This is a genomic window from Bifidobacterium italicum (genome assembly GCF_002286915.1).
GTDB classification, from domain to species: domain Bacteria; phylum Actinomycetota; class Actinomycetes; order Actinomycetales; family Bifidobacteriaceae; genus Bifidobacterium; species Bifidobacterium italicum.
The window spans coordinates 97,813-112,361 of sequence record NZ_MVOG01000003.1; the positions used below are offsets into that span (position 1 = coordinate 97,813).

Below are 14,549 nucleotides of genomic sequence, written 5' to 3' on the forward strand. Positions count from 1 at the left end.
GTGAACAACGTCACAGCCCATCCCGCCACCACCGTCCGCCCGTTGCCGGCGCGACCCTTACGGCCGGCTGCCGCCATGCGTGCGCTGTGGCCTTCCTCACATCCGAGACCACTACATCTAGTGGTCGATAGCCGCCGCAAACACCATGTATCGTTGTTCCGGCAGCGGCGCCGCGCCCACCGGCGACGACAACGCGCACGCCGCCCGACCTGACGCACGGCGCGGCGCGCCACCGCGAACCACCAACCGCACACGACCGTCCGGAACCGCGCCGGCCACGGCCGCCGAACGAAAGGAGCACCGATGCCCACCACGATCTACACGAAGCCGGGCTGCCCGCAATGCACGGCGACCCGCCGCGCCTTCGAACGCCTCGGTCTGAGCTACCGCACCGTCGATATCACGCGCGACCCGGCCGCGGCGCAGACGCTGCGCGACGCCGGGTTCCTGCAGGCGCCGGTCGTCGTCACCGACGCCGGCTCCTGGTCCGGCTACCGCCCCGACCGCATCCGCATGCTCGTCCAGCGGGACGCCGCGGCATGACCGGCACCGTCGTCTACTTCTCGTCGGCGTCGCGCAACACCGAACGCTTCGTCGAGCGATGCGACTTCCCGTCGCACGGCGTCGACGTGCGGCGCATCCCGCTCGCGCCGACGGACGCCCCGCTGCATGTCGACGCCCCGTACATCCTGATCATGCCGACCTACGGCGGCGGCGATGCGCGCAAGGCCGTGCCGCCCCAGGTCAAGCGCTTCCTCAACGACCATGTGAACCGTTCGTGGATCCGCGGCGTCATCGCCTCGGGCAACACGAACTTCGGCGAGGCGTACGCGGCCGCCGGCCCGATCATCGCCGGCAAATGCCATGTCCCGCTGATGTACCGCTTCGAGCTGATGGGCACGCCGCGCGACGTCGCGACGGTGACCGACGGCGTGACGCGCTTCTTCGACGCCCTCCCGCAGTGACCCGTCCGCGTTCCATAACCACGACCATTGCCGACCAACCGTTTTCAGGACCACCGATGACCCAGACCACACAGACCACCCACTCCCCCGCCGTCGACCCCACGGCCGACCCCCACGCGCTCAACGCGATGCTCAACCTCTACGACGAGGACGGCCATATCCAGTTCGACAAGGACCATGAGGCCGTCGACGCCTTCCTCGCCGGCCATGTGCGCCCGCGCACGCGCCGCTTCGCGAGCACCGCCGAGCGCCTCGACCATCTGATCGCCCACGACTACTACGACGCGGCCGTCTTCGCCGCCTACACGCCGGCCTTCCTCGACGAGATCCACATGCGCGCCGCGGACGCCGGCCACCGTTTCGAGACCTTCCTCGGCGCGTTCAAGTTCTACCGTTCGTATGCGCTGAAGAGCTTCGACGGCGAGGAGTACCTCGAGGACTTCCCGCAGCGCGCCGCCGCCGTCGCGCTCGCGCTCGCCGACGGCGACGAGGACGCGGCGCGCGACGTCCTCGACGAAATCGTCTCCGGCCGCTTCCAGCCGGCGACGCCGACCTTCCTCAACCTCGGCAAGGCGCAGCGCGGCGAGCCGGTCAGCTGCTTCCTCGTGCGCATCGAAGACAACATGGAATCGATCTCGCGCGGCATCAACGCGGCGCTGCAGCTGAGCAAGCGCGGCGGCGGCGTCGCGCTGCTGCTGAGCAACCTGCGCGAGGCGGGTGCGCCGATCAAGCACATCGAGCATCAGTCGAGCGGCGTCGTGCCGGTCATGAAGCTGCTCGAGGACTCGTTCAGCTACGCGAACCAGCTCGGCGCCAGACAGGGCGCCGGCGCCGTCTATCTGCACGCCCACCATCCGGACATCATGAAGTTCCTCGATACGAAGCGCGAGAACGCCGACGAGAAGATCCGCATCAAGTCGCTCGCGCTCGGCGTCGTCATCCCGGACATCACCTTCGAACTGGCGAAGCGGCGCGAGCCGATGGCGCTGTTCAGCCCCTACGACGTGGAACGCGAATACGGCGTGCCGTTCGCCGACCTCGGCATCAGCGCGCACTACGACGAGCTGCTCGCGAACCCGAGGATCCGGCGCACCGAGATCGACGCGCGCGGGTTCTTCACGACGCTCGCGCAGATCCAGTTCGAATCCGGCTACCCGTACATCCTGTTCGAGGACACGGCGAACCGCGCGAACCCGATCGCCGGCCATATCACGATGAGCAACCTGTGCTCGGAGATCCTGCAGGTGCAGGAGCCGAGCACCTACCGCGAGGACCTCACCTACGACCACGTCGGACGCGACGTCAGCTGCAACCTTGGCTCGCTCAACATCGCTCACGCGATGGACGCCGGGCTCGCGCATCCGGTGCGCACGGCGATCCGCGCGCTCACCGCCGTCGCCGAGCACACGCGCATCGATGCGGTGCCGTCGATCCGCCGCGCGAACGACGAAGGCCACGCGATCGGACTGGGTCAGATGAACCTGCACGGCTTCCTCGCGCGCGAAGGCATCCGCTACGGCTCGCCGGAGGCGCTCGACTTCACGAACCTGTACTTCATGACGGTCGCCTACCACGCCTACGTGGCCTCGCACGAGCTCGCCGTCGAACGCGGCCGCGCATTCGCCGGCTTCGAGGACTCCGCCTACGCGAAGCCGGCCGGCGCCGGCAACCATTTCGACAAGTATCTCGACGGGTCGATCGACATCCGTCCGCGCACCGAACATGTGGCCGAGCTGTTCGCCGGCTGCGGCGTGGAGGTCCCGACCGCCGACGACTGGCGTGCGCTGCAGCGCGCGATCATGCGCGACGGCATCTACAACCAGTATCTGCAGGCGGTGCCGCCGACCGGATCGATCTCGTACATCAACCACGCCACGAGCTCGATCCACCCGATCGCCGCGAAGATCGAGATCCGCAAGGAGGGCAAGACCGGCCGCATGTACTATCCGGCCCCGTACATGACGGACGACAACCTCGACCTGTACGCCGACGCCTACGAGATCGGCTGGAAGGCGATCGTCGACACCTACGCCGAGGCGACGCGGCACGTCGACCAAGGACTGTCGCTGACACTGTTCTTCCCGGACACGGCGACGACGCGCGAGCTCAACCAGGCGCAGATCTACGCGTGGCGCAAAGGCATCAAGACGCTCTACTACATCCGCATCCGCCAGCGCGCGCTCGAAGGCACCGCCGTCGACGGCTGCGTCAGCTGCACGTTGTGAGCGCTCGCCGCAGCCGGCCGATCCGGCCGATGCAACCGACCCAACCGTTTTTCCCCACCAAAAACCATCCGATCCCGCCGAAGGAGCATCCATGGCACATACCGCACTCATCGACCGCGTCACCGCGATCAACTGGAACCGCCTCGAGGACGACAAGGACCTCGAGGTCTGGGACCGCCTCACCGGCAACTTCTGGCTGCCGGAGAAGGTGCCGGTCTCGAACGACATCCCCGATTGGCGCATGATGAGCGACGCCGAGCGCACACTGACGATGCGCGTCTTCACCGGGCTGACGCTGCTCGACACGATCCAGGGCACCGTCGGCGCCGTCAGCCTGATCCCGGACGCGCTCACGCCGCACGAGGAGGCCGTGTACACGAACATCGCGTTCATGGAGAGCGTGCATGCGAAAAGCTACTCGTCGATCTTCTCGACGCTGTGCTCGACGGCGCAGATCGACGAGGCCTTCTCATGGAGCGAGCAGAACCCGCATCTGCAGCGCAAGGCGCAGATCGTGCTCGACTACTACGAGGGCGACGACCCGCTCAAGCGCAAGGTCGCCTCGACGCTGCTCGAATCGTTCCTGTTCTATTCGGGATTCTATCTGCCGATGTACTTCTCGGCGCACGCGAAGCTGACGAACACGGCCGACGTGATCCGTCTGATCATCCGCGACGAGGCCGTGCACGGCTACTACATCGGCTACAAGTACCAGCGGGGCCTCGAACTGGCCGACGACGCGAAGCGCGCCGAGATGGAACGCTACACCTACGACCTGCTCGACGAACTCTACGAGAACGAGGTCGCGTACACGCATTCGCTGTACGACGGGGTCGGGCTGGCGGACGACGTCGAGAAGTTCCTGCACTACAACGCGAACAAGGCGCTGATGAACCTCGGCTACCCGGCGCTGTTCCCCGCCGAGATCTGCGATGTGAACCCGGCGATCCTCGCCGCGCTCGCGCCCGACGCCGACGAGAACCATGATTTCTTCTCCGGCTCCGGCAGCTCCTATGTGATGGGCAAGGCCGAACAGACCGACGACGACGATTGGGATTTCTGATGCCGGGGCTCCGCAGCCAACGGCAACGATGAGGGCCCCGCCGTCCTGATGGACGGCGGGGCCCTCATCGTTCAGCGGCCGGATTCAGCCGGCCCCCGTCGATCAGTCCTCGAAGGGATCGAAATCGCGGCGCACGCGGCGGCGCGGACGCTCGTGACGCTCCTCGCGCCCCGCACGGTACTCGTCGTAGTTCTCGTCGGCGGCGTAGCGCGGGTTGCGGTCGTCGTTGCGACGGCGGCGCGGACGATCATCGCGGTCGCGGTCGTCGTCATGGCGGCGCGCACGGCGCGGACGGTCATCATAGTCACGGTCGCGGTCGCGGTCGTCGGAACGGCGGCGACGCGGACGGTCATCATAGTCATCGTCGTCGTAGTCGCGGCGGCGCGGACGATCATCGTAGTCACGGTCGGCACGGCGGTCGTCGCGATCGTCACGGCGACGGCGCGGGCGGTCGTCGCGATCGTCGTCGTCACGGCGGCGCGGACGGCGCGGACGGTCGTCACGGTCGTCACGGCGACGGTCGTCGCGGCGGCCGGCGCCGGCGTTGCTCTCCTGATTCTCATACCCCGGGATCGCGAGCGAGATCTTGCCGCGGTCGTCGACGCCCTGGACGACGACCTCGACGGTGTCGCCCTCCTTGAGCACGTCCTCGACCGAGTCGATGCGCTCGCCGTCGGCGAGGTTGCGGATCTGCGAGATATGCAGCAGGCCGTCGGTGCCCGGCGTCAGGTTGACGAAGGCGCCGAAGCTCGTCGTCTTGACGACCTTGCCGTTGTAGGTCTCGCCGGCCTGCGGCACATGCGGGTTGGCGATCTGGTCGATGATCTCCTTCGCCTTCTGCGCGGCCTCGCCGCCTTCGGAGGCGATGTAGACGGTGCCGTCGTCCTCGATCGTGATCTCGGCGCCGGTGTCCTCCTGGATCTGGTTGATCATCTTGCCCTTCGGGCCGATGACCTCGCCGATCTTGTCGACCGGGACCGTCGTCGTGATGATGCGCGGCGCGAACGGGCTCATCTCGGCCGGCCCGTCGATGCATTCGTTGATGACCTCGAGGATCGTCGTGCGCGCCTCGTGCGCCTGCTTGAGCGCGCCGGCGAGCACGTCGGCCGGGATGCCGTCGAGCTTCGTGTCGAGCTGCAGCGCGGTGATGAAGTCGGCCGTGCCGGCGACCTTGAAGTCCATGTCGCCGAAGGCGTCCTCGGCGCCGAGGATGTCGGTGAGCGTCTTGTAGACGTGCTGGCCGTCCACGTCGCCGGAGACGAGGCCCATCGCGATGCCCGCGACCGGCGCCTTGAGCGGGACGCCGGCGTCGAGCAGCGACAGCGTGCTCGCGCACACCGAGCCCATCGACGTCGAGCCGTTCGAGCCGATGGCCTCGGAGACCTGACGGATCGCGTACGGGAACTCCTCACGGCTCGGCAGCACCGGCACGATCGCCTTCTCGGCGAGCGCGCCGTGGCCGATCTCGCGGCGCTTCGGCGAGCCGACGCGGCCGGTCTCGCCGGTCGAATACGGCGGCATCTCGTAGTTGTGCATGTAGCGCTTCGTCTGCGGGCCGCTCAGCGCGTCGATCTGCTGCTCCATCTTGAGCATGTTGAGCGTCGTGACGCCGAGGATCTGCGTCTCGCCGCGCTGGAACAGCGCCGAGCCGTGCACGCGCGGCACGATGCCCACTTCGGCGGACAACGTACGGATGTCGCGCAGGCCTCGGCCGTCGATGCGATAGTCCTGCGTGAGGATGCGGCGGCGCACGATCTGGCGCTGCAGCTCCTTGAACGCGTTGCCGAGCTCCTTCTCCTTCTCCGCGTCGTCCATGTCGGTGAACTCGAGCGCGAGCGTGTCGCGGACCTTCTGCTTGATCTCGGAGATGCGCTCCTGACGCGGCAGCTTTTCGGCGATCGACAGCGCCTCGTCGAGGTCCGCGTGCGCGATCTCGTCGACGCGGTTGTAGATCTCCTCGGTGAACTCCGGGAAGAGCGGGAAGTCGCGCGTCTCCTTCGCGGCGATCTTCTTGAGCTCGTTCTGCGCGTCGCACAGCACCTTGATGAACGGCTTGGCGGCTTCGAGGCCGCCGGCCACGACCTCCTCGTCCGGCTTCATCTGGCCCTCGTCGTGGATGAGGCTCCACGCGTTCTTGCCGGCGCCCGCCTCGATCATCGCGATCGCGACGTCGCCGTTCTCGACGACGCGTCCGGCGACGACGATCTCGAAGACGGCGCGTTCGCGTTCGCTCCAGCGCGGGAACGCGACCCACTGTCCGTCGATGAGCGCGAGGCGCACACCGCCGACCGGGCCGGCGAACGGCAGACCGGAGATCAGCGTCGACGCCGATGCGGCGTTGAGCGCGATCATGTCATACGAATCCTCCGGGTTTACCGCGAGGATCGTCTCGACGACCTGCACCTCGTTGCGCAGCGTGTGCGGGAAGAGCGGGCGCAGCGGCCGGTCGATGATGCGGCATGCGAGGATCGCCTCGGAGCTCGGACGGCCTTCGCGGCGGAAGAACGAGCCCGGGATCTTGCCGGCGGCGTACATCTTCTCCTCGACGTCAACGGTGAGCGGGAAGAAGTCGTAGTTCTCCTTCGGGGTGCTGCCGGCGGTGGTGGTGGACAGGACCATCGAATCGTCGTCCAGATACGCGGCCACGGCGCCGTCCGCCTGCTGGGCGAGACGACCGGTCTCGAAGCGCATCGTGCGCTTGCCATACGAACCGTTGTCGATGACGGCTTCGACCGCCTTGATTTCGGGACCCTCCATAGGGTTCCTCCTTTGTGTTCTGTTGTTACTTCTGTTCTGCAAACATCCTCGTCGGGCCACGGATGACTGCCCGTGACCGTGATTGATTATGTTGTCCGCGGGTGTTTCGCCCCACGCGCCCCGCGGTTCATCAGCCTGACGAACCCCGGGCCTCTTTCGGGATCCGGACCTCTCCCGGTCCGGTCTCCGCCAGTGTCTCATTGTAATACCGCCGGCCCTTGTTCATCCCTCTATGCTGCCGGCCATACCGCCGCGCGCCCGTATCGTCGCATCGTCTCCCGTCGCGCGCTCCATACAAAAAACCCGAGCCGGCCTCGGCCGGACTCGGGCGGACGTTTGGATTATCGGCGCAGACCCAGGCGCTCGATGAGCGAACGGTAACGGTTGATGTCCACGTTCTTGAGATAGTCGAGCAGGCGACGACGGTCACCGACCATGAGCAGCAGACCACGACGGGAGTGGTGATCGTGCTTGTGCTCCTTGAGGTGCTCGGTCAGGTCGGCGATGCGCTTGGTGAGCAGCGCGACCTGGACCTCCGGGGAGCCGGTGTCACCTTCATGGGTAGCGTACTTAGCGATGATGTCCTGCTTTTCTTCAGCCGTCAGTGCCACGGCATCCTCCTTGTAGACTGCGCGGTGCTGCCGGCCCGATGCCGGTGCGCTCTCCATCCGCGGGCGAAACACGCCAATCGGCCACTATACAGACGCCCCGCGACGGCGCGGCGACGACGCGGCGCGCCACCCCCGGCCCGCGCACATATGCGCGCCGCGGTCCACAATGTGGCCTTTTTGTTCGCCCAAGGTGGAAGCGAACCTTCCGATCAACGGCGGCGCAACAGTCGCGCCCCACAATGTTCGGCGAACATCATCGTCCGCGACGCCGCCGGCGGCGCATGCGGAGGGCATCCGCGACGCGGCCGGCGCGAACGGGCGAGCAGGAGAGAGAGGAAGCAGATATGGGTACGGTCACGAAGGTCGGCATCGTCGGCATGGGGCATGTGGGCGCGCACGTCGCGAACAGCCTCGTGCTGCAGGGCATCGCCGACGAGCTGTACATGACGGAGCAGTGCTCCGGCGACGAGGACCACAGCGCCAAGCTCGCGGCGGAGGTGCAGGACCTCGGCGATTCGCTCGCGTTCTGCCCGCACAACGTCGCACTCGTCAACTGCGGCGACGACTACGGCCGGCTCGCCGAATGCGACGTCATCGTCAACGCCGCCGGCAAGGTCAGCCTCGCGAGCGAGGATCGCGACGGCGAGCTGTTCTACACGACCGACACGGCGAGGAAGTTCATCAAGCCGATCGCCGACGCCGGATTCGACGGCGTCTGGGTGAGCATCGCGAACCCCTGCGACGTCGTCGCCACCGAGATCTGGAAACTCTCCGGCATCGACCCACGCCATGTCATCGGCACCGGCACGGCGCTCGACTCGAGCCGCCTCAAGTACGCGCTCTCGCGCGCGACCGGCTACGACCAGCATTCGATCTGCGCCTATATGCTCGGCGAGCACGGCAGCAGCATGTTCGCCGCATGGAGCGCCGTGAACTTCGGAGGCAAGCCGCTCGCCCAGCTCAAGCGCGAACAGCCGGAACGCTTCGGTTTCGACGAGGCCGAGGTCGAGGAGGCCGCCCGGCACGGCGGCTACGTGACCTACGCCGGCAAGCACTGCACCGAGTTCGCCGTCGCCGACGCCGCATGCCGCATCGTGCGCGCCGTCGTCTCGAACGAGCATTACATCACGCCGTGTTCGACGCTGATGACCGGCGACTACGGCGAGGAGGGGTTCTTCACGTCGCTGCCGTGCGTCATCGGCGCCGACGGCGTCGAGGAGGTCATGCACTTCGACCTGTCGGACGCCGAGCTCGCCGAGTTCCATGCGAGCTGCGCGCATGTCAAGGAGAATCTGGAACGCGTCGGCCTGCGCTGACGCGCGCTTGCCCTGCGCATATGCGGACGGCGTCCCGCGACGAAGGGCACGCCGTCCGCATATGCGCGGGGCAAGCGCGCGATCAGACGATCGTCAGCATGCCGCCGAACATCACGATGAGCAGCGCGACCACCTCGAAGACGAGCCACAGCAGCATCGACGTCCACACATGGGTGAGCACGTTGAGCGGCGAATCCTTCCTGATGGCGACGAGCAACCCCACCCAGACGACGGCGAAGACGGCGAGCGCGATCGACGCGGCGATGATGCCGAGGTTCGCTGCGTTCGCGATGCGCGCGGAATCGCCGTACATGACGTAGGTCGAATGCCAGAAGTCGAATTTGAGCAGCGATACGCCCGAGATGAACTGTTCGCCGCACAGGAACACGACGAAGGACGCGAACCACGGGATCTTGCGACGCTCCACGATCATCATCGCGAGCGACACGAACGCGAACAACGTGACGGCCCACGCCACGAGCGCGATGCCGCGCGGGTCGACGTTCGCGAACCGCTGCACGATCTGCGCCGTGTGCCGCACCGCGAACGTGCGTCCGGCCCAGTACGGGAACACGAGCGCCGCGAGCGCGAGGATGCAGCAGAACGCCCAGCGCACCGGATGCGACTGGCTGCGTTCGATGTCGGCGAGCGACACGTCCGATTCGGGAATCGTCGCCTGCGGATGCTTCGAGACGCGGTTCTCCTGCATCTCCTGCCCGCTGCGCGGTGTCGTGGGCGTGGGGCGCGGCTCGGCGTCGAGCCTCGCGACCTCCCGTTCGTCGGCGTCCGCCATCGGTGACCTCCCGTCTCCCGCCCGCGCCCACGACGCGCGCCGTCTGTACATGCCAGTTTCAGCATACGTACGCCGCCCTACCGCCGTATGCGTGGCATGCGACGGGCGTGCCCCCGGTTCCGTCCCGATCCGTCGGCCCCGACGACGCCCCGACCCGCCAACCGACCCATTACCGTCCCGTTCCATCGACGCCGTTGACGCCCCGGCCCGCAGCGTCCCACTCCATCGACCTGGCCGACGGACTCTCCCCCAACCCAGCCTGTTCCCGACCCAATCCATCGACCTCGCCGACGCCCCGACCCGCAGCGTCCCATCCCATCGACCCGGCCGACGATTCCACCCGCAAAACGGACCGTCCGCGGGTCGACCCGTCGACTCCACCGACGGTTCGACCCGCCAACCGGCTTCGTCGCCCGGCGCCGTGTAGCATTCGCGGTATGCACACGTTGTATGACACGCTGGCCGCACTGCATATCGATGTCGACGAGGTCGAGCATGAAGCTGTGACGACCGTCGAGGCCGCGCAGTTCGTCAAGACGCTCATCGACGGCGTCGGCGTCAAGAACCTGCTGCTGCGCGACACGCACGACGCCTACTATCTCGTCATGCTCGACGAGGGCAAACGCGCCGACCTCAAGGAACTCGCGAGCACCGTGCACAGCGGACGGCTGAGTTTCGCGAACGCCGAACAGCTGCATGACGTGCTCGGTCTCGAACCGGGTGGCGTCACGCCGCTCGTCGTCATCAACGACGCCGATCAGGCGGTGACCGTGCTCATCGACCGCACGCTCGCCGGCAACCGTCTGCTCGTGCATCCGTTGACGAACACGAGGACGATGGCGATCGACTGCGACGATCTGATCCGTTTTCTCGACGCGACCGATCACACGCCGACGCTGTTCTGACGCCGTCGCCGTCCGATTCCACCGACCGACCCGATGGCCCCGGACGCGGGCCCGCTCTGTTCCGTCCCAATCCGCCGACGACATGCGAAAGGCCGCAGACCCGTGAGGATCTGCGGCCTTTCCACTGGAGCGGATGACGGGAATCGAACCCGCGTAATCAGTTTGGAAGACTGAGGCTCTACCATTGAGCTACATCCGCGTGCCGCCCGGAACACCGTTCCGGACAACGTGTGCCATTATACACAACGCCGCGCCAACCGCAAATCGCCCGTATCACGCCGATGGCACACCGACGTGCATGCCGCGCGCGGTCGCATCACGACTGCGGGCCACCGCCGTCGTGATGCGGCCGCGTCCCGCACGACCCGACCCCGCTATTGCGCGCACAGCATGACGACGGCCGACGCGATGCCGCCGTCGTGCGAGATCGACACGAACCATCGCAGATCCGGCTCCGGTTCCATGCCGCCGCGCACATGCGCACCGACCGATATGCGCAACCGGCTTTCGACGTCGCCGCCGAGCACGATGCGCGGGCTGCCGTTCGCCTCGCTGAGCACCTCGATGGCCGCCCACGGCGTATCGTCGAGCGTATAGGGGGGAGCCGCCGCGCCGAGCGCCTCGCACCACGCCTTGACGACCGATTCCTTGGCGGCCCATCTGCCCGCGAGATGCACGGCCTCGCCGTCATGCTTGCGCTCGGCGCGCATCCGCACCTGGCGCAGTTCACGCGCCGAGAACAGCGCGCGCATCCGTGATCCGGGGATGGCGAGCTGTTCCTCGAACGCCCGCACATCCACCACATCATGTCCGACGCCCAGCATCATCATCGCCGCGGCCTCCTTATCATCGTCATCCGCCGCAACCCGCGCTACGCCGCGAAGAACCCGTCGGCGCCGAGGCGTGCGTCCGGGTCGAGCAGCATCGCCTTCTCGACCTCATGCGCGTCGTAGCCGCGTCCGTCCTCGTGGAACCGGCGGTCGTCGATCGGCTCGTAGAGCGCCGCGCGCCCCATCATGCCCTCCTCGAACCTGCGCCGGCCGGCCGCGAGTCGTTCGTTCGCGCGCGAGCGCCACGCCGCGAGCGCCTCGGCGCCGTGCGCGTGCTCGACGGCCGCCTCGAAAGCGCCCGGATGCACGATCGCCGCGAATCCGGAGACGTGTCCGAAGCCGAGCGACGTCGCGAGCGCCGCCTTCACGGTCCTGCGCGAGCCGATCGCGAGCGGCGTGCGCAGCCACACCATGTAGTCGTCGCGCGCGAGCTTCGGGTCGACGCATTCGAGCGCCGCGTTCGCCGGCACGACGCCGGAGCGGAACAGCTGCGTGATGCCGTTGATCTGGAACACGCACGCGCCGCCCTTCGCATGTCCGGTCAGCGACTTCTGCGAGATGACGAACAGCGGGTTGCCTTCCGCGCGTCCGATCGCGTGGGCGAGCGTGTTGTGCAGTTCCGACTCGTTCGGATCGTTCGCGTTCGTCGATGTGTCGTGCTTGGAGACCACGGCGATGTCGTCCGGCGTGACGCCGAGCGCCGCGAGGTCGCGCACGAGCTTCGACGAGCGGCCGCCCATGCCGGCGGCGAGCGCGCCGAGGCCGGGCGCCGGGATCGACGTGTGCGCGCCGTCGGCGTAGGAGTGCACGAAGCCGATGACGCCGGCGACCGGCAGTCCCAGTCGCAGCGCGATGTCGCCGCGCGTGAGCAGCACGGTGCCGCCGCCCTGCGATTCGACGAAGCCGCCGCGACGCCGGTCGTTCGCCCGCGAGAAGAACCGCGGCTCGATGCCCTTGTCGAGCATCTCGCGCGAGTTCGCCGTCGCATTCATGTTGCCGAATCCGATGACCGATTCGACGCCGATGTCGTCGATCGCGCCGGTGACGACGAAGTCGGCCTTGCCGAGCGCGATCTTGTCGGCGCCCTCCTCGAGCGAGACGGCGGCCGTCGCGCATGCGGACACCGGCTGCACCATGTTGCCGTAGCCGCCGATGTAGCTTTGCATGACGTGCGCGGCGACGACGTTCGGCAGCGCCTCCTGCAGGATGTCGGTCGGGATCTCGTGGCCGAGGAAGCGGTCGAGGTACAGCTTGCGCATCGAGGCCATGCCGCCGAAGCCAGTGCCCTGCGTGCTCGCGACCATCGACGGGTGCACGGCTTGCAGGATCTCGGTCGGCGTGAAGCCGGCGGACAGGTAGGCGTCGACGGTCGTCACGATGTTCCACAGCGCGATCGGGTCCACGTCGCCGACCATCGAGGCGGGGATGCCCCACTTCGTCGGGTCGAAGCCGTCCGGGAACTGGCCGCCGACGGTGCGCGTCATCGTCGCGCGCCGCGGCACGCGGATCATCGATCCGGCGTGGCGCGTCACCGTCCATTCGCCGCTTTCGTCGTCGGGCATGATCGACGTGTGCCCGGCGTCCATCGCGATGTATTCGTCGGCGATCGCGCGCGTCGGCACGCTGAAGCTGACGTCGTGGTCGAGGTAGACCTCGGCCTCCTCCTCGTCGGTGCCGTCGCGGTAGTCGGAGCCCATGCCGGCCGCGAAGGGGCGCACGCCGGATTTGGCGACGACCTCGTCGTGGTAGCGTTCGGCGATGTCGGATTCCGGCACGAGGTTGCCGTCAGCGTCGTACCAGCCCGGCTTGGGCGAGTCCGCCCAGCTGAGCAGCCCCATGTTCCAGGCGAGTTCGAGCACGGCGCCTGCGGACAGGTCGACGTCGCCGTCCGCGTGGATGCCGAGTTCGGCCTCGGCGCGCGTGCGTCCCGAACCCCACGGGCCGAGTTCGCCGATCGAGACGATGACGATCTCGTCCTCGGGTCGCGCGCTCACCCGTTCCCAGTCGGCGAGGTCGACGGCCGCCTGCTTCGGCACGTGCGGACTCGGCAGCGCCTTGACCTGCACGTCGTCGGCGGCGTCGGCCTCCGCCTCGGCCATGTCGAGCGCGGCGTCGGCGAGCGCTTCGGCGCGCAGCGCCTTGATGTCGATCGGCTCTGCGCCGAGGCCGCCGGTCAGGTCGACGTCGAGCGGCGCGACGGCGGCTTTGTCCCGTGCCTCCGCCGTCGTCAGCTTGAGCAGTTCGGCGGCGATCTGTTCGGTGGAATACGTCGTCAGTCCGTGGCGTTCGACGACGGCGACGAGCGGGTCGTTGCCTCCCATGAGCCCGGTGCCGCGCACCCAGCCGATCTTCGGATGCGCGAAGGTGACGCGGTCCGACCATGCGCGTTCGCTGCGGGCGCGGTTGACGATCGCGTCGAAGGCCGACTTGACCTCGCCGTACGCGCCGTCGCCGCCGAAGACGCCGCGGTTGGGCGAACCGGGCAGCACGACGTGCAGCCGGTGGCGCACGTCGGTGTCGGCGCCGAGGGCCGCGAAGCCGGCGATCGCGCGTTCGACGCCCCACAGCATCAGACGCGCCTGCGATTCGAACAACGCGCCGGAATCGGCGAGCGAGCCATGCACCGGCGGCGCCGCGAACGGGAAGAACAGGTCCGGCTCGTAGGCCGGCTTGAGCTCCGTCGTCGTCGCGCCGTTCGTCTTCTTCTGCACATGGCCGACCCAGTCGACGAGCGCGTCCACATCCCGGTACGACGACAGGTTCGCCGGCACGAGCCACAGTTTCGCGTCGCCGCGCGCATGCTCGCGGTAGCTGCGCTGCGCCCACGCCTTGACCGACGGCTTGAAGCTGTGCGACGTCGCGATGACGGTCGCGCCGCCTTCGAGCAGCCCATTGACGACCTGCGCGGCGATCGAGTTCGGCGCGACACCGGTGACGACGGCCACCTGGGCGTCGTGGTCGAGCGTGACGTCGGCCTTGTCGGCCGCCGCCTGCCGTGCGATCTCGCCGTAGCGTGCGGCGAGCGCGGCGTCCTCGACGTGCGCGGCGTACCATGCCGCCTGCTTGGCGACGGCGTCGCCGGCC

Annotated in this window: 11 protein-coding genes and 1 tRNA gene; 6 read left to right on the top strand and 6 right to left on the bottom strand. The window is 67.9% G+C overall.

The genetic code is table 11. The features are described from left to right. Positions 1-303: 303 nt before the first annotated feature. From B1400_RS00910 to nrdF, 4 genes are all read left to right on the top strand, one after another. The gene (locus tag B1400_RS00910) at positions 304-543 is read left to right on the top strand and encodes a glutaredoxin domain-containing protein (protein ID WP_095612596.1); all 240 of its coding nucleotides are present in this window, start codon (positions 304-306) and stop codon (positions 541-543) included. Continuing rightward, positions 540-965: a class Ib ribonucleoside-diphosphate reductase assembly flavoprotein NrdI gene (nrdI, locus tag B1400_RS00915; RefSeq protein ID WP_095612597.1), complete on the top strand. Its 426-nt coding sequence runs from the start codon at positions 540-542 to the stop codon at positions 963-965. The genes B1400_RS00910 and nrdI overlap by 4 nt, the downstream gene beginning before the upstream one ends. A gap of 56 nt (positions 966-1,021) precedes the next feature. Beyond that, on the top strand, positions 1,022-3,190 hold the full coding sequence (nrdE, locus tag B1400_RS00920; RefSeq protein ID WP_095612598.1) for a class 1b ribonucleoside-diphosphate reductase subunit alpha: 2,169 nt from the start codon (positions 1,022-1,024) through the stop codon (positions 3,188-3,190). 91 nt (positions 3,191-3,281) lie between these two features. Next, a complete protein-coding gene (gene nrdF / locus B1400_RS00925) occupies positions 3,282-4,253 on the top strand; it encodes a class 1b ribonucleoside-diphosphate reductase subunit beta (protein WP_095612599.1) in 972 nt (323 codons plus the stop codon). A gap of 102 nt (positions 4,254-4,355) precedes the next feature. Here nrdF and B1400_RS00930 read toward each other — a convergent pair whose 3' ends face one another. Next, positions 4,356-7,010, bottom strand: coding sequence for a polyribonucleotide nucleotidyltransferase (locus tag B1400_RS00930; RefSeq protein WP_095612600.1), 2,655 nt, complete (start codon positions 7,008-7,010; stop codon positions 4,356-4,358). Positions 7,011-7,351: 341 nt separating this feature from the next. Further along, positions 7,352-7,621: a 30S ribosomal protein S15 gene (rpsO, locus tag B1400_RS00935; RefSeq protein WP_095612601.1), complete on the bottom strand. Its 270-nt coding sequence runs from the start codon at positions 7,619-7,621 to the stop codon at positions 7,352-7,354. 344 nt (positions 7,622-7,965) lie between these two features. On the opposite strand from rpsO, the gene B1400_RS00940 reads away from it, so the two are divergent. Next, entirely contained in the window at positions 7,966-8,937 is a 972-nt protein-coding gene (locus B1400_RS00940) for a lactate/malate family dehydrogenase (protein WP_095612602.1), read from the top strand. An 82-nt stretch (positions 8,938-9,019) separates the two neighbouring features. Here the strand turns inward: B1400_RS00940 and B1400_RS00945 are convergent, their stop codons facing one another. Beyond that, positions 9,020-9,730: a teichoic acid transporter gene (locus B1400_RS00945; RefSeq protein WP_095612603.1), complete on the bottom strand. Its 711-nt coding sequence runs from the start codon at positions 9,728-9,730 to the stop codon at positions 9,020-9,022. A gap of 437 nt (positions 9,731-10,167) precedes the next feature. On the opposite strand from B1400_RS00945, the gene B1400_RS00950 reads away from it, so the two are divergent. Next, positions 10,168-10,635 carry a prolyl-tRNA synthetase associated domain-containing protein gene (locus B1400_RS00950; protein WP_095612604.1) on the top strand — a complete coding sequence of 156 codons (468 nt, stop codon included), beginning with the start codon at positions 10,168-10,170 and terminating at the stop codon, positions 10,633-10,635. Between the two features lie 125 nt (positions 10,636-10,760). Here the strand turns inward: B1400_RS00950 and B1400_RS00955 are convergent. The 3 genes from B1400_RS00955 to B1400_RS00965 all read right to left on the bottom strand — a co-directional run. Further along, a tRNA-Gly gene (locus tag B1400_RS00955) sits at positions 10,761-10,834 on the bottom strand. Positions 10,835-11,009: 175 nt separating this feature from the next. Further along, entirely contained in the window at positions 11,010-11,462 is a 453-nt protein-coding gene (locus B1400_RS00960; protein ID WP_095612615.1) for a holo-ACP synthase, read from the bottom strand. A gap of 44 nt (positions 11,463-11,506) precedes the next feature. After that, on the bottom strand, positions 11,507-14,549 hold a 3,043-nt coding region (locus tag B1400_RS00965; RefSeq protein ID WP_268802248.1), incomplete at its 5' end, for a beta-ketoacyl synthase N-terminal-like domain-containing protein.